Annotated in this window: 15 protein-coding genes; 5 read left to right on the forward strand and 10 right to left on the reverse strand. The window is 30.7% G+C overall.

All coding sequences use genetic code 11. The annotated features are described in order from the left end of the window. Positions 1 to 28 precede the first annotated feature (28 nt). Together ACN5J5_RS01535 and ACN5J5_RS01540 are read left to right on the forward strand one after the other, a co-directional pair. The gene (locus ACN5J5_RS01535; protein ID WP_418645599.1) at positions 29 to 2,716 is read left to right on the forward strand and encodes a putative LPS assembly protein LptD; all 2,688 of its coding nucleotides are present in this window, start codon (positions 29 to 31) and stop codon (positions 2,714 to 2,716) included. A 37-nt stretch (positions 2,717 to 2,753) separates the two neighbouring features. Further along, entirely contained in the window at positions 2,754 to 3,134 is a 381-nt protein-coding gene (locus ACN5J5_RS01540; protein WP_418645600.1) for a Rid family detoxifying hydrolase, read from the forward strand. Between the two features lie 61 nt (positions 3,135 to 3,195). Here the strand turns inward: ACN5J5_RS01540 and ACN5J5_RS01545 are convergent, their stop codons facing one another. From ACN5J5_RS01545 to ACN5J5_RS01590, 10 genes are all read right to left on the reverse strand, one after another. Further along, positions 3,196 to 3,558 carry a methylglyoxal synthase gene (locus ACN5J5_RS01545; RefSeq protein WP_418645601.1) on the reverse strand — a complete coding sequence of 121 codons (363 nt, stop codon included), beginning with the start codon at positions 3,556 to 3,558 and terminating at the stop codon, positions 3,196 to 3,198. 69 nt (positions 3,559 to 3,627) lie between these two features. Continuing rightward, positions 3,628 to 4,620 carry a type I glyceraldehyde-3-phosphate dehydrogenase gene (gene gap, locus ACN5J5_RS01550; protein WP_418645602.1) on the reverse strand — a complete coding sequence of 331 codons (993 nt, stop codon included), beginning with the start codon at positions 4,618 to 4,620 and terminating at the stop codon, positions 3,628 to 3,630. A gap of 158 nt (positions 4,621 to 4,778) precedes the next feature. Then, positions 4,779 to 5,777, reverse strand: coding sequence for a type I glyceraldehyde-3-phosphate dehydrogenase (gene gap, locus ACN5J5_RS01555; protein ID WP_418646521.1), 999 nt, complete (start codon positions 5,775 to 5,777; stop codon positions 4,779 to 4,781). 18 nt (positions 5,778 to 5,795) lie between these two features. Beyond that, positions 5,796 to 6,779, reverse strand: coding sequence for a 6-phosphofructokinase (pfkA, locus tag ACN5J5_RS01560; RefSeq protein ID WP_418646522.1), 984 nt, complete (start codon positions 6,777 to 6,779; stop codon positions 5,796 to 5,798). A gap of 60 nt (positions 6,780 to 6,839) precedes the next feature. Next, complete coding sequence (locus ACN5J5_RS01565; RefSeq protein WP_418645603.1) at positions 6,840 to 7,718, reverse strand: N-acetylglucosamine kinase; 879 nt, start codon at positions 7,716 to 7,718, stop codon at positions 6,840 to 6,842. 1 nt (position 7,719) lies between these two features. Continuing rightward, on the reverse strand, positions 7,720 to 8,307 hold the full coding sequence (locus ACN5J5_RS01570) for a LacI family DNA-binding transcriptional regulator (RefSeq protein ID WP_418645604.1): 588 nt from the start codon (positions 8,305 to 8,307) through the stop codon (positions 7,720 to 7,722). Positions 8,308 to 8,360: 53 nt separating this feature from the next. After that, on the reverse strand, positions 8,361 to 10,304 hold the full coding sequence (locus tag ACN5J5_RS01575; RefSeq protein ID WP_418645605.1) for a beta-N-acetylhexosaminidase: 1,944 nt from the start codon (positions 10,302 to 10,304) through the stop codon (positions 8,361 to 8,363). Between the two features lie 162 nt (positions 10,305 to 10,466). Then, positions 10,467 to 12,401, reverse strand: coding sequence for a glucosamine-6-phosphate deaminase (gene nagB / locus ACN5J5_RS01580; protein WP_418645606.1), 1,935 nt, complete (start codon positions 12,399 to 12,401; stop codon positions 10,467 to 10,469). 142 nt (positions 12,402 to 12,543) lie between these two features. After that, a complete protein-coding gene (locus ACN5J5_RS01585) occupies positions 12,544 to 14,136 on the reverse strand; it encodes a SusD/RagB family nutrient-binding outer membrane lipoprotein (RefSeq protein ID WP_418645607.1) in 1,593 nt (530 codons plus the stop codon). Positions 14,137 to 14,139: 3 nt separating this feature from the next. Next, positions 14,140 to 17,223, reverse strand: a complete 3,084-nt coding sequence (locus ACN5J5_RS01590; RefSeq protein WP_418645608.1) for a SusC/RagA family TonB-linked outer membrane protein — start codon at positions 17,221 to 17,223, stop codon at positions 14,140 to 14,142. 192 nt (positions 17,224 to 17,415) lie between these two features. Between ACN5J5_RS01590 and ACN5J5_RS01595 the strand changes: the two genes are divergently transcribed. The 3 genes from ACN5J5_RS01595 (at position 17,416) to ACN5J5_RS01605 (ending at position 21,041) form a co-directional block, all read left to right on the forward strand. Continuing rightward, the gene (locus ACN5J5_RS01595) at positions 17,416 to 18,480 is read left to right on the forward strand and encodes a sensor histidine kinase (RefSeq protein ID WP_418645609.1); all 1,065 of its coding nucleotides are present in this window, start codon (positions 17,416 to 17,418) and stop codon (positions 18,478 to 18,480) included. A 10-nt stretch (positions 18,481 to 18,490) separates the two neighbouring features. Continuing rightward, on the forward strand, positions 18,491 to 19,198 hold the full coding sequence (locus ACN5J5_RS01600) for a LytR/AlgR family response regulator transcription factor (protein ID WP_418645610.1): 708 nt from the start codon (positions 18,491 to 18,493) through the stop codon (positions 19,196 to 19,198). 112 nt (positions 19,199 to 19,310) lie between these two features. Beyond that, positions 19,311 to 21,041, forward strand: a complete 1,731-nt coding sequence (locus tag ACN5J5_RS01605; protein ID WP_418645611.1) for a sodium:solute symporter family protein — start codon at positions 19,311 to 19,313, stop codon at positions 21,039 to 21,041. The last annotated feature ends 3 nt before the right edge of the window (positions 21,042 to 21,044 follow it).

Below are 21,044 nucleotides of genomic sequence, written 5' to 3' on the forward strand. Positions count from 1 at the left end.
ATATAACACAAAAATAGTATTTATAACATTGCGAACAAATCTAACTTACATACTTTTAGTTTTCTACCTTTTTTATTTTCAAATAAGTGTAGCACAAGATTTTGGTAAACAAATAATCCCTTCTAAAAAGGCGGTTAAAAAACCTATTTTAAATACTTCAAAGGACACTTTGGTTGATTTAAAAAAAGGAGAAAAATTAAAGCAAACTAAAGATTCTATCAAACCTAAAGAGGTTATTGACGGAATTATTACACACAATGCGGAAGATTATACTATACAAAACGCAAAAAATAAAACGGTTACTTTATACAATAATGCACAAGTAACTTATACTGATATTGATTTAAAAGCTGGTATTATTGTTCTTGATTATAAAAATAATACTGTTTATGCTAAAGGTATAAAAGATAGTTTAGGATACCATCAAAGACCCGTTTTTAAACAAGGTGAGCAAGAATCTGAACAAGATTCTATTTTATTTAATTTCAAAACAAAAAAAGCTTTAGTTTACGGTGTAAAAACGGTTCAGGGAGGAATTATTACTTATGGTGAAAAAACCAAACGTGTTAACGATTCTACCATATATATGCGTCGATTGCGTTTTACAACTTCTAAAAAGAAAAATCCTGATTATTATATTCAAACAAACAAAGCAAAATTAATTCCAGGTAAAAAAATAATTGTTGGTGGTAGCAATTTAGTTTTGGCTGATGTACCCACACCGGTATATTTACCATTTGCATATTTTCCTTTAACAGATAAAAGAACCTCTGGTTTTATCATTCCGTCTTGGGGAGAAAGTAATAGCCAAGGTTTCTTTTTACAAAACGGAGGTTATTATTTTGCGGTAAGTGATTATTTTGATTTAACACTTTTAACCGATTTATATACCAATGGTAGTTGGGGTTTAAATGCTAGTTCTAGCTATAATGCGCGTTATAAATTTAACGGAAATTTTAGCGTTAGGTACGAAAACATTATTAGAGGAATTAGAGGATTAAGTGATTATAATAAATCATCAAACTTTAATATTCGTTGGAGCCATAGTCAAGACGCCAAAGCAAGTCCAAACTCTCGTTTTTCTGCTTCTGTTAATCTTGGTAGTAGTAAATATTATCAACAATCTTTAAATGAATTTAACAACTCTCAGTTTTTAACAAACACCTTAAGTTCGTCTATCTCGTATTACAAAAAATTTGTTGGTACTCCTTTTAATATGAATGTTACCGCAACACATTCTCAAAACACCAATACCGAACAAATAACAATGACACTGCCGTCTTTACAATTAAATATGGATAGAATTTACCCTTTTGCAGGTAAATCTGGTGTTAAAAATAATCCTATTCAAAAAATAGGATTAAACTACAGCATGCAAGGTAAATACCAAATAAACACTACTGATGATGAGTTTTTTACCGAAAAAATGTTTAATACTGCTAAAAAAGGAATTCAGCATAATGTAAGCGCTAATACAAACTTAAAAGCCTTTAAATACTTTACTTTGTCACCAAGTGTTAGTTATAAAGAAGTTTGGTATTTTGATAAAATCAATAAAAAATACGATCCGACTTTGGTAAATTCAAATGGTAATATAGGCGGAACCGTAAACGACACCATTAGCGGCTTTAATCGTTTTAACGAATACAATTTAGGCGTTTCTTTATCTACAAATGTTTATGGAACTTTTAATTTTAAAAAAGGTAGATTAAAAGCCATACGACATACAATTAGACCATCTATTTCTTACGGATATAGACCTAATTTTGCAGAAAAATACGATTTAACAGTTCAGCAAAACTCAGACCCTACCGATTTACTTACTTATTCGCCTTTTGAAGGAGCGATATATGGTACACCAGGAAGTGGAGTTTCAAATTCTATCGGTATTTCTGTTAACAATGTTTTAGAAGCTAAAGTTGCCCCTAAAGATCCTGACAGTGACGAAGAAGATGAAAAAATAACCATTCTTAATAACTTAAATTTTAGTACAAGCTATAATATTGCTGCCGATAGTTTACGTTGGAGTCCTTTAAACGCAAATGCAGGTACACGTCTTTTTAAAGATAAACTAGCCTTAAACGTAAATGCTAGTTTTGATCCTTACCAAGTTAATAGCAAAGGGCAAAGAATAAATAAATTTAACGATGGTATTTTAAGGCTTACAAATTTTAATGTTACCGCCAATTACTCATTATCTAGCAAAGATTTTGAAAAGAAAAAAGAAGGTGAAAAAGACGAAGCTAAAAGCAAGCGAGGTAATGGCGCGCAAGATACTCCAGATCTTTTTGGTCAAAACATGTCGACAACAAATGATTTTGCTAGCAACGGTAAACAAAACGAAGAAAATAAAACTAAAAAAACCGAACTATACAAAGCTAAAATACCTTGGACTTTAAATTTAGCCTATGCCATAAACTATTCTAATGACGGGCTAGAAAGCAATGTTGGTAGTAACTCTTTAATGTTTAGTGGAGACGTAGAATTGTCTCCTAAATGGAAAGTCGGATTTTCTTCTGGTTACGATATTAAAGACAATGCATTTACGTATACTCGACTTTCCTTTTCAAGGGATTTAGATAGTTGGCGTTTAAATTTTAATTGGACACCTTTTGGGATAAACTCTTCTTACAACTTTTTTATTGGGGTAAAATCATCAGTATTAAGTGATTTAAAATGGGATAAAAATAAACCGCCAGATAGAGTTTTATTCTAAAAAAAAATAAGAATAACTTTTAAAATCAAAAAAAAGAATGAAAAAAATAATTACTACAAGCAAAGCTCCTGCTCCTATTGGCCCATACAATCAAGCTATTTTAAGCGGAAATACATTATATACTTCTGGTCAAATTGCTATAAATCCTGAAAACGGTGAATTAGTAATGGATTCTATTGAAGCCGAAACTACCCAAGTAATGGAAAATATGAAAGAAGTTTTAGCTGCCGCTGAAATGACTTTCGAAAATGTAGTAAAATCATCTATTTTTATTTCTGACATGCATAATTTCTCGAAAATAAACAGCGTTTATGCTCAATATTTTGATGAAGAAACTGCACCTGCCAGAGAAACTGTTGAAGTTGCTAACTTACCAAAATTTGTAAATGTAGAAATTAGCATGATTGCAATAAAATAAGTACACAACTTAAATAATATTAAAAAATCCATACCTTATAAATAGGTATGGATTTTTTTAATTAAATAGCCTTCATTAATAATTCTGCTGTCGCAGGATTTGTAGCTAAAGGAACATCATGTACATCGCACAAGCGTAACAACATTGTTATATCTGGTTCGTGTGGATGTTTTTCATGCGGATCCCTAAAAAACAACACCATATTACACAAACCCTCGGCAACTCTACTTGCTATTTGCGCATCACCACCATAAGGACCTGATAAAAATTTAGTAACTTTAAAACCCGCTTTTTCGGCCTTCGATCCCGTAGTTCCTGTAGAAATTAATTCTATCTTTTTTTGAAGTAAAATGGCTTTATGTTCATTTAAAAACTGAACCATTTCTGCTTTCATTCCATCATGTGCTATAATTGCTATTTCCATAAGCATAAAATTAATTAAAAATTCCCGCTATAAACGGGAATTAATATTAAATTAAAATTATTTTTTTCGTTATAAAGAAGCTGAATACTCTAGTAAATCAACAATTTTAGTTGCATATCCGTACTCATTATCGTACCAAGATATTACTTTAAAAAAGTTTTCATTCAGCTCTAAACTAGCATCAGCATCAATTACAGATGTTCTTGTTTCTGATACAAAATCTTGAGAAACAACTTCATCTTCAGTATATCCAATAATACCTTTAAAATCATTTTCTGAAGCGGCTTTAAAAGTTGCCATAATTTCTTTTAACGATGTAGCTTTTGCTGTTTTAAAAGTTAAATCTACCAATGAAACATCTGCTACAGGAACCCTAACTGCCATTCCTGTTAATTTCCCTTCCATCTGCGGAATTACTTTTGTTACTGCTTTTGCTGCTCCTGTTGATGTTGGAATGATATTGTTTACTACCGAACGCCCTCTTCTCCATTTTTTATTTGGCCCATCAACTGTATTTTGAGTTGATGTAGCTGCATGAACAGTTGTCATTAATCCTTCTGTCATTCCAAAAGCATCGTTAATTACTTTTACTATCGGTGCCAAACAATTTGTTGTGCAAGAAGCATTTGAAATAACATTTTCGTTGGCTGTTAGTTCTTTATGATTTACACCCATTACGTACATTTTAGCATCTTTTGATGGCGCTGAAATAAGTACTTTTTTGGCCCCACCATTAATATGCAATGCTGCCTTATCTTTATCTGTAAAAAAACCAGTTGCTTCTATAATATATTCAGCCGCTACTTCGTTCCATTTTAAATCTTCTGGATTTTTCTCTGCAGTAACTCTAATCACTTTTTTATTTACAACTAAATTACCGTCTTTTACTGCTACATCACCTTTAAAACGTCCGTGTACAGAATCGTATTTTAATAAATAAGCTAAATAATTTACATCTAACAAATCGTTAATTCCTACAACTTCTACATTTTCTCTATCAATTACTGAGCGAAGAACTAATCTACCAATTCTTCCAAACCCGTTAATACCTATCTTGATCATTGTTTTATATTATTTTGAATATTATTTGTCGTTTTTAATTAAAAAAAAATGCAGTTTTTCTTAAAAAAAGGGTTTCACAAATATAAAACTTATCCGAATAAAAAAAACCTGATAGCTTTTAAAAACTATCAGGTTTTTTCATTCAAACAAATAACTATCTACAAAGATGCAGAATACTCTAATAAATCAACAATTTTTGTTGCATATCCAAATTCGTTATCATACCAAGATATAACTTTAAAAAAGTTACTATTTAGCTCTAAACTAGCATCAGCATCTACAATTGATGTTCTTGCATCTGATACAAAGTCTTGCGAAACTACTTTATCTTCAGTATAACCTAAAACTCCTTTTAATTCTCCTTCAGAAGCTTCTTTTAATACTTTTTTAATTTCTTCTAAAGATGTTGATTTATCAGTTTTAAATGTTAAATCAACTAAAGAAACATCAGCAACAGGTACTCTAACCGCCATTCCTGTTAACTTACCTTCTAAGGCTGGAATTACTTTTGTTACTGCTTTTGCAGCTCCTGTTGATGCAGGAATTAAGTTATTTAAAACCGATCTTCCACGTCTTCTATCTCCATTTGGGCTATCTACCACTCCCTGTCCAGAAGTTGCAGCGTGAATTGTTGTCATTAATCCTTCAACTATTCCAAAATTTTCGTGTAAAACTTTAGATAAAGGTGCCAAACAATTTGTAGTACAAGAAGCGTTAGAAACAACCGTATCTTCCTTTTTTAATTCGGTGTGATTAACCCCCATAACAAACATTTTAGCATCTTTAGATGGCGCCGAGATAAATACTTTTTTAGCACCTCCTTTAATGTGTAAACCTGCTTGTTCTTGAGTTAAAAAGAATCCTGTAGATTCGATTATATAATCTGCCCCAACTTCATTCCATTTTAAATCTGCTGGATTTCTTTCGGCAGTTACTCTAATCTCTTTTCCATTTACTACTAATTGACCATCTTTTACAGCTATATCTCCATCAAAACGACCATGAACTGAATCATATTTTAATAAATATGCCAAATAATCAACATCTAATAAGTCGTTAATTGCAACAACCTCAACATTATCTCTGTTAATTGCTGCTCTAAAAGCGATTCTACCTATTCTACCAAATCCGTTAATTCCAATTTTAATCATATTTATTATTTTAATTTTTCAGTATTATGTAGTCATGATATCTGAGACTCTTAACAGCTCTGTATCAATACTATCTTGTCCTTTTATTGCTTTTTCTAAATCGGTAGCAATCACCTTATTATTTTGTAAACCAACCATTAAATTTGTTTGATCATCTAGTAAAAGCTCTACTGCTTTTACTCCTAATCTACTTGCTAAAACTCTATCGAAACAGGTAGGAGCACCACCTCTTTGCATGTGTCCTAAAACAGAAACTCTTACTTCGTATTCTGTTAAATTTTTCTCAGCATAATCCGCTAATTCAAAAACATTTTTTCCTGTTTTATCTCCTTCAGAAACCACTACAATACTTGATGATTTACCTGTTCTTCTACTTTTCTTTAAAGATTCAAGCATTCTTTCAAGTCCTAAATTTTCTTCAGGTATTAGTATTTCTTCTGCACCAGCACCAACACCTGCATTTAAGGCTATAAAACCTGCATCTCTCCCCATCACTTCGACAAAAAACAATCGGTTATGTGATGATGCGGTGTCTCTAATTTTATCAATTGCTTCAACAGCTGTGTTTAAGGCCGTATCGTAACCAATAGTGTGTGTTGTTCCTGAAATATCATTATCAATTGTACCAGGAATACCAATAATTGGAAAGTTAAATTCTTGATTAAAAACTACACCTCCAGTAAACGAACCATCTCCTCCAATTACCACTAAAGCATCAACATTATTTTCTTTTAAATTTTCATAAGCTTTTAAGCGACCTTCTTTGGTTCTAAAATCTTTTGATCTGGCAGATTTTAAGATCGTACCACCTTTATTAATAATGTTGTTTACGCTACGCGCTGTAAAAGGAACTAGATCTCCTTCTATTAATCCTTGATAACCTCTGTAAATACCCATACATTCAGTACGATAATAAGCACAAGCTCTTACTACCGATCTAATTGCCGCATTCATACCAGGAGAATCCCCTCCTGAAGTCATGACTGCTATTTTTTTTATTTTTCCCATAATATGAATATCAAATTTACTCATTTTAAATACAAAGCTTAATCAACTGAATGTTATTAATTACCCAAGCTTCTTTAAAAATAATTTATCTTCTTTTATAGCTTGTATAAATGCTATTAATGGTCTTCGAATAAAATTTTCGGGTACTCTCATCTTTTTTTCTTCTAAAACCTCTTTTATAATCTCTTTTGCATGATACCCAACAGAACCTATAAAAAATAAAGGAACCTCTTTTAATTCTTCTTTATATTTTGATAACTGTTTTTCTATAAACTCGGTTATACAAGAGGTTATAATGTTTTTAGCATATGGATGCTCTATATTTTCGAATAAAAAACGTGCATATCTTGCTAAATATTTATTAGGCATTTTAGAGCCATAAAGCTTCGATAATACCTTATCGTTTTTTAAATTAAATTCTTTTTCTAACGAAAACTTTAAATCTTCAGGAAGCTCTTGATAATAATAACTTCTTAAAATTTCTTTTCCTAAATGATTACCACTTCCTTCATCCATCAAAACATATCCCATGGCTTTAACCTTTTGTTCTATTGTTGTTCCGTTATAAAAACAACAGTTAGAACCTGTACCTAAAATACATACCACCGAAGGATCTTGTGACGCTGACAAAACAGCCAACATTAAATCTTCTTTTATTACTGTTTTTGATAAATGTGGAAAAAATTTATTAAAAACTTCATTTACTTTTTTTTCTGCCTTGGCGTTATTGCAGCCTGCACCAAAAAAAAAAATAGAATCTATTGCACTTTTATATGTTTCTAATTCTTTACTGCTTTTAAGAATTTCATATATGTGTTTCTTTTTTAAAACCGAAGGATTAACTCCCTCTGTTCTTAACCTAGTAACAACCTTGTTACTTGTTAGTTCATACAAAAACCAATCGCATTTTGTAGAACCGCTATCTGCTATTAAAATCATCTTAAGAAGCTTTTAACTGTATATTATTTTGTTTTATTCTAACAATTAAATCGTTTACTATTTTTTTACCATACTTAGTTGTAAACTCTTTTGATTTATCTACCTCTATATTTTCTTTATCCTTTCTATTAACTATAGTAAAAGGTGTATTTTTATGTAAAATGTTAAAATAATTATTGTTATCGCTTAAATAAGTTTCTAAAAAGAAAGAAGTACAAACTATTAAACCATCTACAATATCTTCTGATAATAAATTGATGTAATTAATTTCTTTACGCGGATTATTACACGTTTGATATATCATAACTCTATGGTTATGATCGCTTGTTTCTTCTGCAATTCCGTTTACTAAATTGTAAAAAAAATCATTTTTAAAATCGGGTATAATAACACCGATAATAAAATTTTTCTTTTTCTTTAAATTACGAGCAAAGAAATTTGGAATATAATTTAATGATGAAGCTTTTTTAATTATTTTTTCTTTAGTTAAACTACTAATTTCATGACTATCATTCAATGCTTTTGAAACAGTAGATATTGAATAACCCGTTTTTATCGCTATTTCCTTTAATGTTACATTACAGTTCATTATAGTATGTTTTATTTTTTAATCGTTTAACTTTTACTTTAAAAAAAGTAGGTTTATTTAGCATATGTTTTAAGCATACTTTCTATGCTTGGTAGAATCATCAATTCAGTATCAACCATTGGGGTTTTTAAAAAAGCAATACATTCTTTTATTTTACCTTTTGTTTTTGCGTTTGCCTTATTATTTTTTAATAATTCTAAACATAAAACAGAAAGATCTTTTATTTTGCTATAGTGTTCTTTTAATACTTTTGTGTTAGCATTTAAAGGTTTTTCTAAAAAATTTTGGTAACCATTTACCCATTTATTAAAATATCTTTTTACCGCTTCTTTATTTTTATCTGTAGGTTTACTAGTTAACAAAGCTACTGCTTGGTTAAAATTATAAGCATCTACTGCATCAGCTGAACAAGCATCTGCAAAAAGCGTAAATGGTGAAAATGTTTTGTATTCTGTACCTCCTTTGTTTCTTGAATAAACTTTTATAGGTTCAAAAATATCTGTCAATATTTTAATTGATTCAACATCTTCAACTTTTGCTATATTTCTTAAAATAACATCTTTATTCTTTTTATGCGTTATGCCTAACTCTTCTAAATGAGAATTAACAACTGCTAATCTCGTTCTCATGTTTTTTAGGTCCTTTACTTCTTTTTTAGACCAAAATCGCTCTGCAATTGCTGCTGTTCTAGGCCAAATTCTAGAATCTATTGTAAGTGGTGTTACCAACTCACTCCACATAGTGGTTTCAGCTCCTAAAACCCTTTTGCGTTCTTCTTTTGTTAAAACCTCATCACCAATTGGATCTACTAAATAATGACTATCTACAGATAACATTCTATCAATATAATATCCGTTAGAAAGTACTGCTTGATATCCTTTTTTAGCCGCTTCAATTAAAGTACTGCGTTTTAAACCTTCGTGTTTTCCTCGCCAAGAATGAATAACAGCCGTTGTTGGTAGCGATGGCGTTAAAATCTCGTCCCAACCCATTAGTTTTTTTCCTAATGATTTTAAAACTTTCTCGATTCTAATATTAAAATACGTTTGTAAATCGTGGTTTGTTTTTAATTTATGTTTCTTTTTAAAAGCTTGTATTTCAGCATTTGCATCCCAATGTTTCCCTTCATTTTCATCACCTCCAATATGAAAATACTCATCAGGAAATAACGGTGCTATTTCTCTAAATAATGTTTCTAAAAACAAGTAAGTAACTTCTTTAGATGGATTTAAAGTTGGATCAAAAACTCCAGAAAAACGTTCAACAGAATAATCATATCCTTTTTTACTTCCTAATGATGGATATGCCGCTAATATTGCCGATGCATGTCCTGGAACATCAAATTCTGGTACTACTCTTATTCCTAAATCTGCCGCATAAGCAACAACGTCTTTAATTTGTTCTTGTGTATAAAACAATCCGTCTGCAGCAATTTCTTGAAGTTTTGGATATACTTTAGATTCAAAACGAACTCCTTGATCGTCTGTTAAATGCCAGTGAAAAACATTCATTTTAACAGAAGCCATTGCTCTTAAGTTTCTTTTTAAAACATCAACTGGTTGAAAATGTCTTGAAACGTCAATCATTAAACCCCTCCACACAAACCTTGGTTTGTCTTTTATTTCAGCACCTTTTACATAAAAAGAATCTTCATTATAAGATATTAATTGCAATACAGTTTCTAAGGCTCTTAAAACACCAATATCAGTATTTGCATTTATTTGGATTCGATTATTTTTTACACTTAATGTATATGATTCATCTAATCCTATTTTTAATGAAGCTACGGTATTGTAAGTAACATTAACCGTTGCTTTTTCATTTTTTATCAACGGAAATCCTGTATCAATAAAAACACCTGTTCTGTTTGTTACTCTTCTAATAAAATTTGTAGCAGCTTTATATACTCTGCTATTTTTTTTATTTAAACTAACCGTAAAATTTTCATCAATAATTACCTTATTGCTATTTTCTTTAATTTCATTTGGCCAAGGCATTAAATTATAGTTTTCAACTATTTTTTGCTGACTATTAGCACTTAAAAAACAAAGTAAAAAAATTATATAAAGCTTATTTTTTATTCTTTTTATCATTTTGTATTGGTATCTAGAAATTATTCGACTTATCTTTTTTAATATTTATAACCAAGTTATAGGTAATTAAAAATGATATCGTTTAAACGCCTCTATTGCTGCGTAGTTTGCCATTCCTAGTTCATGATATCTTTCTGCTGTTAATCTATTTCTATCTTCAGCTCTTACCCAAAATTCTCTAGCATCGTTTCCTTGAAACATTACTCCGTCTTTTTGAGATTGATGGTAAAAAATTGCGTGACGCTTTTTAATTACCTGATCAGGACTCATAGGTACTGCCATTTCAATTTCGTGTGATTCCCACTCAAACCAAGCACCTCTATACAACCAAACCCAACAATCGTTCATGTATGGCTTTGTTTTAAGAATTTCAATTGCTTCGAATAATGCATCTAAACATACTTTATGTGTTCCGTGCGGATCAGCTAAATCACCTGCTGCATAAATTTGATGTGGTTTAATTTCTTCAATTAATGCACACATAATATCTAGATCAGCTTTAGATAAACCATTCTTTTTTACCTTACCTGTTTCGTAAAAAGGAAGGTTTAAAAAGTGAACATTTTTATCATCAAGACTTAAATACCTTGTTGCTGCTAACGATTCTGCTCTTCTAATTTCTCCTTTTAACTTTCTAACCTCTAAAGAATCAATATTATTAAGTGTTTTAGACTTTATACTTTTAATAATATCATCTAAACCTTCTTTGTTTGAAGACAATGTTTTTGCTACTTCTACAAACTTTAAAGCATCACTATCTGCAACTGCAATATTACCTGATGTTTGGTATGCAATATGCACTTCGTGTCCTTGCTCAACCAACCTATCAAAAGTTCCTCCCATTGAAATAACATCATCATCTGGATGAGGACTAAAAATAATCACTCGTTTTTTAGATGGTTCTGCTCTTTCTGGACGATTCGTATCATCAGCATTTGGTTTTCCTCCTGGCCATCCAGTAATTGTATGTTGTAACTTATTAAATATTTTTATATTTAAATCGTAAGCACTTCCTTCTTCAGATAATAAACCAGACATACCATGCTCGTTATAATCTTTATCTGTTAGTTTTAAAACTGGTTTTTTAAGCTCTTGACTTAACCAGAACACCGCTTTTTTCTTTAATTCTGTAGTCCAAACACAAGAAGTCACCAACCAAGGAGTTTTAATTCTTGTTAACTCTCTTGATGCTTCTGCATCTAAAATAAAAGTTGTGTTTTTATGGTTTTGTAAATAACTTGCCGGAATTTGAGACGTTACTTCTCCTTCTATCGTTTCTTTTACAACTTTAGCTTTATTAATACCCCAAGCTAACAATACTACTCGTTTTGCTTTTCTAATAGTACTAATACCCATTGTTATTGCTTTTTTAGGAACATTATCTATTCCTAAAAAGCTAGAAGCTGCATCTTGTCTTGTTATATGATCTAATGTTATACTTCTTGTACTTGAATTATAGTGAGATCCTGGTTCGTTAAAACCTACATGACCTGTTCGTCCAATACCTAAAAGTTGAAAATCTAAACCACCAGCTTCTTTAATTTTTAATTCGTAATCAACACAATATTGATAAATTTCATCAGCTTTAATTGTACCGTCTGGCACATTAATATTTTCTGGTAAAATATCAACATGATTAAATAAATGTTCGTGCATAAAATAATGATAACTCTGAACATCATCTGGTTGCATTTGCCAGTACTCATCTAAGTTAAAAGTTACCACATTTGCAAAGCTTAATCCTTCTTCAATATGTAAGCGAACTAATTCTTCATATACTTTAATTGGTGAAGATCCTGTTGCTAAACCTAAAACACATTTTTTATTTTCTTTTTCTTTTTGCTGAATAAGCTCAGCTATTTCATGCGCTACTACCTTAGAAGCTTCAAGAGAGTTATTGAAAATTATATTATGATTTTTTTCATAACGTGTTTCCTCGAATTGTCCGGCAGGCTGATATATGATATCTTTTGGGCTATAAATTTGTACGTCTCCAATCATCTTATTGTTTTTAGTAAATTTATTGTCTATCTAGTTTTTTTGCTAATTTTTTCGACTAAAAGCAAAAAAAAAGACATAAAAAACAACCAGAAATACATTACATACTTCTGGTTGCGTTATTCAAATAAAAATAATGTACTTCTTAAAAGTTTGAAGCTCCTGTATCCCACCAAAGTCTTGTACCTCCGTGGTCTGGGCCTCCTAAGAATCCTTCTGCTACTGTTACATTAGCACCATTTGTATTCTTTTCACTATCTACAAAATTAATTCTTCTAACTTGTATATTAGTATCAATATCTCCACCACTGTTGTTTATAACAACTGGGAAAACTCTTGGATATCCTGTTCTTCTAAATTCAGACCAAGCTTCTTGTCCGTCAGGAAACATAGCAATCCATTTTTGAGTAATAATTTGCTCTAATTGTTCTTCTTGAGTAGCTCCGTTATCGTATGCTATTTTAACATCACTTCCGTAAGCTACATCATTTGCAGTATTAAGTGCATCAACAAAATCAGCTGGTGTACTTGTGTTATCAGCTAAATAAGTATCTACATCTGCAACTCCATGTTGAGAAAAAGAAGCTCTTACACCTGCTTCGTAATTCATTTTAGCATCTCCTGCTCCAGACCAACCTCTTAATGCAGCTTCTGCTCTTAAGAAATATACTTCAGCTGTTGTTAACCATACTTTTTGAGTCGCATTTAAAACTACATTCCCTAATAAAGAATGGCTTCCGTACTGTCCTTTAGCGTTGATTTCAATTCCTTGACGAATTCCTTTATAATCACCTAAAGTAGCGTCTGCTGGGTTTAAGAAAAATTCATTGATTCTTCCATCATTAAATCCTTTTAAAATAGCTTCCATTTCTGCACTCATACAAATATCTCCCCATCCTCCACTAATAGTGGCTAAAGGATGTGAAAAACCTCCCATATCAACAGTCATGTCTCCTGCAATAAAACCAGCATCACTTGCTAATGCTTTTTCTCCTTCAGTTCTTGCTAATGCTTGATCTACTTTAGATACTCTAATAGCTAATCTTAATCTTACTGAGTTTGCAAAAGCTCTCCAAGAAGCGATATCACCTCCTAAATTAGACTCATCAAAATCAACAAATTGTGCATTACCTTCGTATTGTTTTAATCCTGAAATAGCTTCATCTAATTCTGCAAAAAATGCTTTATAAGCTGTTTCTTGAGAGTCATATTCACCCGACGTACCGTAGTCATTGTATTTTGAATAACGTATCGGTCCAAAATTATCAGAAACTCTGTGCATTGCCATTACTTTAATAATGTTTGCTAAAAACACAAACTTTTCACCACCTGCAGAATTTGTTAACTCTACTTGTTCTTTAATACCTCTTGCATAAGGCATTACTCCGTTTCCATTATCAGCATCATAAGCATCACTCCATATAAAACCATTCCACCCATTAACTAAAGCATAAGTTTGGTTGTTTATATTTCCAGCAAATGGTGTTGGAGAAGTCATATAACCTGAAAAAATATCAGCACTTAAATTTTGCTGTAATTGGTAATTCCAAGCTGGCTCAACACGAATTACATTCGAAAACATAGGAGAAAACCTAGATCCGATATGGTTATTTCTTTGAGTTAAACTTTCGTTAGAAATTTTATTAGGATCAGTATTAATCCCCTCAAAATCATCTGTACATGCATTAACAATTACTAAAATTATTAATAGCTGTATGTATTTAATTGTTTTTTTCATTTGTTAAAAGTTTATATTAACATTAAATCCTACACTTCTTGTTGATGGCTGATTATAAATATCAACACCCTGTAAACCGATACCTGTACTTGCAGATACATTTGGATCAAACGGAGCTTCTTTATAGAAGAAGAATAAGTTGTTTGCGATTAAAGATAATCTTACACTTTTAAAGAAATCACTTTCTACAGGTAATTTATATCCAATAGATAATTCTCTTAAACTTACATTAGTTGCGTCATATACATACTCACCTAACATACCATCTCTACCACCAACTGCGTTATAAAAACTTTGTGCAGTTATTTGAGATGCAGCACCTGTTTCGTCTACTACATTTACCATACCACCGTTTCTATTTCTTGCATTTGCTGTTGCTTGCGAAACACCATATTTATCATTTACTGCCTCAGTAACACTTACTACATCTCCTCCAAACTTACCATCAACTAAGAAACTTAAAGTAAAATTCTTATATTCAAAAGTATTGCTCCATCCTAAAGTAAAATCTGGCTGTGCATGTGCAACTGTTTCAAAATCTGTAGATTTTAAAGCTCCTGAAGAGTTAACCACTGGTACTCCATTTGCATCTCTTTCTAAAGATCTTGCTTTAATACTACCAAAATCTTCTCCTTCAATTAATGAAAACTCATAACCATTAACACCTCTTGCTGTAATAATAGCTTCACCATCTTGTAAAGAAGGGTGTACTGCTACAACTTCGTTTTTGTTTTGTGCAAAGTTTAAAACTGTATTCCAAGTAAAGTTTTCATTTCTGATTGGTTTACCGTTTAATACTAACTCGATACCTTTATTAGATATCTCTCCTGCATTTACAATATTTTGTGAATATCCTTGTGGATTAGGAGCAGCTTGGATAAAGAATATTTGGTTTTCAGTTTTTGTATTATAATACGTTAATTCAAAACCTAAACGATTGTTTAAAAATCTCCATTCAGTACCAATTTCAAAAGACTTTTGTCTTTCTGGCTTTAATGTTTCTCCTTCAATTGGTGCAAAAGCAGCCGAACTTACAGAAGTATTTGTTGGGTTGATTGAATTTAAAGGTATTGTTGCATAAACAGGAATATCTTTACCAACCTCAGCATAAGAAAGTCTCAACTTTGCAAATTTAATTGTTTCTGGCATTTCAAACATTTCAGAAAGAACACCTGTTAAACCTACTGATGGGTAGAAAAATGAAGTTGATTCAGTATTTACTAAAGTAGATGACCAATCTGTTCTACCAGTTACATCTAAATATAACATTTTTTTATACCCTAAATTTGCTGATGCAAATACAGACTGAACTTCTCTATTTGCTACAGATTGTCTAATATTATTAGTTGTTGCAAAATTAGCTACTGTAAATTCATTTGGAAAGTTTAATCCCATTCCATCTCTTCCTGAATCTAATAAAACTTGATCTCCAGTTGTTGATTTTGTTAAACTAGTTCCTAATAATCCTGTAAAACTTAAATTATCAGAAAAATCTTTAGTATAATTAGCTATTAAATCAGCATACTGTTGTGTATTTTCTGTTTTTTCTAAAACATACCTTCCGTTGTCTCCTGTATTTACAGGATCTGTACCAGCATATTGTCTTTTATCAAATGTAAAAAATGACTTATCGTAACTTAATCTTGATTGTAATGAAAAGCTTTCAGTTATTTGATATTTAGCAGATACACTTGCTAAAACTCTTTGTACAATATCTTCACTTTTATTTCTGTTGATTAACCAATATGGATTTTGTTGAATATTCTCATCAAATGATGTAGCATATTGATCCATCATGTTTGTTGTTTGATTAAAATACTCAAACTTATTTTTATAGCTATTTCTATCTATACCTACTGGATGTAAATAAACACCTGTTAAAACATTTGAATACAAACCATTAGTTGGTCTGTTACTAATTCTTTGATCAGATAAATTAACACTAGCTGAAACATCAATTTTATCATCTAAAAACTTAGCTGTTTCTCTTAATGTTACATTATTTTTTATTAATTTATTTTCAGGTACAACTCCCTCTGCTAATGTATTTGCATACGAGAAGTATGTTTGTACTTTAGCGTTACCAGACGTTAAAGCGATAGAATTAATTGATGTATGACCTGTATTAAAAAAGCTTTTTGCATCATTAGATAATCCTGAAGCTTTTGCTCCCCAAGATTTTGGGTCAGAAACATTACCATTTTCAGCAATTGGTTGACCAACTGAAGCTGATTGATATTCTGATTGTAATTCTGGTAATGACATTACATTGTCTACCGTAAAGCTAGATGATATGTTTACTGACAATCTACCTTCTTTACCTTTTTTAGTCGTAACTAAAATTACACCATTTGCACCTTGACTACCGTATAAAGCTGATGCAGAAGCACCTTTTAATACAGTAATAGATTCTACATCATCTGGATTAATTAAAGACATAGCGTCTCCACCATCTCTATTTCCTGTTTGACTACCAAAAATATCTGTTCCTGGCTCTGAACCATTAGATCCATTTCCGCTATTTAACATTGGCACTCCATCAATAACATATAATGGATCATTGTTTGTTGTAGAAGAATTACCTCTTAAAACAACCTTTGCTGTTCCTCCTAAACCAGAAGAACTTCTCGATATAGTTACCCCAGCAGATTTACCAGATAAACTATTAATTGGGTTTGTTTGTTTAATTTTTGTTAATTCATCACCACCAACTTCTTGAGCTGAATAAGTTAAGCTTTTACGCTCTTTTTTAATACCTAAGGCAGTTATCACTACTTCTTTCAGTAAAGTTCCTTCGCTTAACTGAACATTAATTACAGATTTATCACCTACAAGAACAAAAGCTTTTTCCATCCCTACAAAAGAGAATTCTAAAACATCAGTCGCAGAGGCTTTAAGACTATAATTACCATCAAAATCGGTTTCAACACCTATAGTTGTGCCCTTTATCAAAACACTAACACCAGGTAAAGATTCTCCGTCTGCTTTAGACGAAACTGTACCTGTAATTGTTTTTTCTTGTGCAAACGTATTATACGTCAGCATCAACGAAAAACAAAAGAATAACAGAGATTTAATTTTTTTCATAAAATAAAAGTTAATTAATTATTTTGTTAAATTTAGGTTAATAAAAAAGTGTTCTAAAAAAAATATATACGAACGACGTAAAAAAAGCAACAAACAACACTATTTTAGCAAATATCATTATTCAACAAAAATTAACGTTGTTTTTTGCTTAAAAAAAATTAATTTCCGCCTTTTTTAACGCCCTGTATACAAATGAACCACAAACAACTATCTAATAAAAAAAGTATCAGAACTATTTCTAAAAAATATCATATTATATTTTGGTTAAGTTATTTTGCTTTTAATGTTATTAGATGGGGTAGTTATTTTGATGATTATTGGTATTCCTTAAAATCTAACTTAGTTGAGTTCCCTTTACATATAGTATTAGTATATATAAACCTCTATTATTTTATTCCTAAATTTTTAACTACAAAAAAATATAAAACCTATATATTATTTTTTCTACTAGCATTAGGCGTACTATATACAGTTAGAACAGGTTTAAACTACATTTTGGTTACAAAAAATATTTGGCCAGAAATGGATGCCTACCAACAAGCCTTTACTTTTAACCATATTATTGCTGTTACTATTGGCGAATTATATGTGGTTGCTTTAGCCACCGCTTTAAAATTAACGGTAGATTGGGTAAATCAAAAAGGAAGAATTGAAGCTTTAAGGAAAGAACATTTAAAAAGTGAATTAAATTTTTTAAAATCTCAAATCCAACCTCACTTTTTCTTTAACACATTAAATAACTTGTACGCTTTAACATTAGAAAAATCGAACCTTGCCCCCGAAGTCGTTTTAAAACTATCAGACATAATGCAATATGTTATTTATGATATTAAAAAAAGTAAAGTAAGTTTATTAAAGGAAATAGAATACATACAAAATTATGTTGATTTAGAATTATTGCGTTGTCATGAAAATTCAGAAATAAAAATAAATATTGAAGGAAATATTAATGATGCTAAAATTCCTCCTTTAATTTTTCTTTCCTTTATTGAAAATTGCTTTAAACATGGTAATAAAAACAGCAGCGATTTTTATATTTGTATAGATATAGAAAAGAATACAAATAATTTACTTATCTTAACTATTCGAAATTCTTTTGAAGTTAACGACTCTCTTCTTAGTAATAATTTAAAAAAAGGGATCGGAAACTCAAACACCAAAAGGAGATTAGACCTTATTTATAAAGGAAACTATAATTTAGATATTTTTAAAGAAAAAGAAACATTTACGGTAAAACTTGAAATCCCCTTAACTTAAAAACAAAAAAGTGAAAATAAACTGTGTTATTATAGACGACGAACCATTAGCCATTAATGTTATTAAAAATCATTTACAAGAATTTAAAAACATTGTTATTGTTGACACTTTCAATAATCCTATTGAAGCTATTCAAACTATTGAAAGCAATAAAATAGACGTTCTTTTTTTAGACATTAACATGCCTAAAATGAACGGATTAGATTTTTTAAGAAACACACAAATAAAACCACATGTAGTAATTACAACAGCTTACAGAGAATATGCTATTGAAGGCTATGATTTAGATGTACTCGATTATTTAGTGAAACCCATTCCTTTTCCTCGATTTTTAAAAACAGTTAACAAGCTAACCCAACGTATTCATAATAGCAGCTTAGACATTAAAGACACCGAAAACTCTCATATATTTTTAAAGGTTGATAAAAAACTAGTAAAAGTAAAATACGACAGTATTTTATATATAGAAAGTTTAAAAGACTACATTAAAGTATCTACAACCATAGATAACTACATTGTGCATAAATCTTTAACAAGTATTACAGAAGAATTACCTGATAGTAATTTTTTAAGAATTCACCGATCATATACCGTTGCTTTAGACAAAGTAAATTATATTGAAGGAAATTCATTAAATATAAACGACAAAAGAATACCTATTGGTAGAAAGTATTTAAACAACACAAAGCAAATCATTTTAAAAAATAGCAACGAGTAAAACAACTACCACAATAATTAATGTTGTTTAACAAAAAAATAACGTTGTTAGTAGAATTTATTAACGTACACCAAAACAACTTAATTAAATTTAAATTCTAAAAACAAAATAAATGATTAACTTAAGTTTACTCGATACTTCAATTATTATCGGATTTTTTATTCTTTCATTACTTATCGGTATTTGGGCTTCAAAATCTGCTGGAAAAAATAGTGCTGAATTCTTTTTATCTGGACGAAACATGCCGTGGTGGTTACTAGGTGTTTCAATGGTTGCAACAACTTTTGCTGCCGATACCCCTGGTTTAGTTACAGAACTTGTTCGTAAAAACGGAGTTTCTGGTAACTGGGTTTGGTGGGCAATGTTACTTACTGGTATGCTAACTGTTTTCTTTTATGCAAAACTTTGGCGAAAATCAGGAATTACTACCGATTTAGAGTTTTACGAATTGCGTTACTCTGGTAAAATGGCTAGTTTTTTAAGAGGATTTAGAGCTATTTATTTAGGAGTTATTTTTAACATTATTACTATGGCCGGTGTTTGTTTAGCCGGAGCAAAAATTGCAAATATCTTATTAGGAATTTCGCAAGGAGAAATGTTACTATATTCATCTATAATTGTAGTTATCTATTCTTCTTTAGGTGGATTAAAAGGTGTTTTACTTACCGATTTTGTTCAGTTTATAATTGCAATGATCGGTTCGGTTTGGGCGACAATTTACATTATAGATCTTCCTGAAATAAACGGATTATCAAATTTATTAGCACATCCTAATGTTAGCGACAAACTAGATATACTTCCAGATTTTTCTAATACCGAATCTTTAATTACATTATTTGTAATTCCATTTGCCGTACAATGGTGGAGTACTTGGTACCCTGGTGCAGAACCTGGTGGTGGTGGTTATATTGCACAACGAATGTTAGCTGCAAAAGATGAAAAAAACGCAACATGGGCTACTTTGTTTTTTAACTTTGCTCATTACGCATTACGCCCTTGGCCTTGGATTATTGTAGGTTTGGCTTCTTTAGTTATTTTCCCTAGTTTAGATAGTATGAACCAAGCTTTCCCTAACTTATCTCCAGATATGCAAGGGCACGATGTTGGTTACGCTGCAATGATGACATACTTACCTGCTGGTTTATTAGGTATTGTATTAACTTCATTAATCGCCGCATTTATGAGTACAATCTCAACACAATTAAACTGGGGTAGCTCATATTTAGTAAACGATTTTTATAGTCGATTTATAAATCAAGATGCATCAGAAAAGCAAAAAGTTGTGGTAGGTAGAGTATCAACAGTATTATTAATGTTATGTGCTGCATTATTTTCTTTCTACTTACAATCGGCAAAAGATGTATTTGATTTATTATTACAAATTGGTGCTGGTACAGGTTTGTTATTTATTTTAAGATGGTTTTGGAGCAGAATAAATCCATATAGTGAAATTGCTGCAATGGCTATTTCATTTGTAATCGCTATTTTCTTTTTTGTAAACGGAAAAATGGAAACTCCTTTTATTGAAATTGCTGGTTATTGGCAATTAATTATAGGAGTTATTATAACAACTATTGGATGGGTTTCTGTAACACTTTTAACAAAACCAAGCGACTCAAATACTATCGAAAAATTTGAAAAATTAATTTTTGATGGAGATGATAAATTTAAAAATATTGGTGTAAAAATAGTAGGTTTTGTTACCGGTACAGTTGGGGTATATAGTTTCTTACTAGCTACAGGTAATTGGATTTACGGTAAAACGCTTTTAGCTTCCGTTTTATCAATAGTAACCTTAGTTAGTATTTATATACTAACTAAAATATGGAAACGTATTTCATAGCAT

Origin of the sequence: Tenacibaculum insulae, assembly GCF_964512435.1 — a bacterium.
Lineage (GTDB): Bacteria > Bacteroidota > Bacteroidia > Flavobacteriales > Flavobacteriaceae > Polaribacter > Polaribacter insulae_A.

Bases quoted from the DNA above. Each gene is read 5' to 3' on its own strand.
- ACN5J5_RS01540 (WP_418645600.1), top strand. From the start codon at position 2,754: ATGAAAAAAATAATTACTACAAGCAAAGCTCCTGCTCCTATTGGCCCA.
- ACN5J5_RS01545 (WP_418645601.1), bottom strand. From the start codon at position 3,558: ATGGAAATAGCAATTATAGCACATGATGGAATGAAAGCAGAAATGGTT.
- gap (WP_418645602.1), bottom strand. From the start codon at position 4,620: ATGATCAAGATAGGTATTAACGGGTTTGGAAGAATTGGTAGATTAGTT.
- pfkA (WP_418646522.1), bottom strand. From the start codon at position 6,779: ATGGGAAAAATAAAAAAAATAGCAGTCATGACTTCAGGAGGGGATTCT.
- ACN5J5_RS01565 (WP_418645603.1), bottom strand. From the start codon at position 7,718: ATGATTTTAATAGCAGATAGCGGTTCTACAAAATGCGATTGGTTTTTG.
- ACN5J5_RS01570 (WP_418645604.1), bottom strand. From the start codon at position 8,307: ATGAACTGTAATGTAACATTAAAGGAAATAGCGATAAAAACGGGTTAT.
- ACN5J5_RS01575 (WP_418645605.1), bottom strand. From the start codon at position 10,304: ATGCCTTGGCCAAATGAAATTAAAGAAAATAGCAATAAGGTAATTATT.
- nagB (WP_418645606.1), bottom strand. From the start codon at position 12,401: ATGATTGGAGACGTACAAATTTATAGCCCAAAAGATATCATATATCAG.
- ACN5J5_RS01585 (WP_418645607.1), bottom strand. From the start codon at position 14,136: ATGAAAAAAACAATTAAATACATACAGCTATTAATAATTTTAGTAATT.
- ACN5J5_RS01590 (WP_418645608.1), bottom strand. From the start codon at position 17,223: ATGAAAAAAATTAAATCTCTGTTATTCTTTTGTTTTTCGTTGATGCTG.
- ACN5J5_RS01595 (WP_418645609.1), top strand. From the start codon at position 17,416: ATGAACCACAAACAACTATCTAATAAAAAAAGTATCAGAACTATTTCT.
- ACN5J5_RS01605 (WP_418645611.1), top strand. From the start codon at position 19,311: ATGATTAACTTAAGTTTACTCGATACTTCAATTATTATCGGATTTTTT.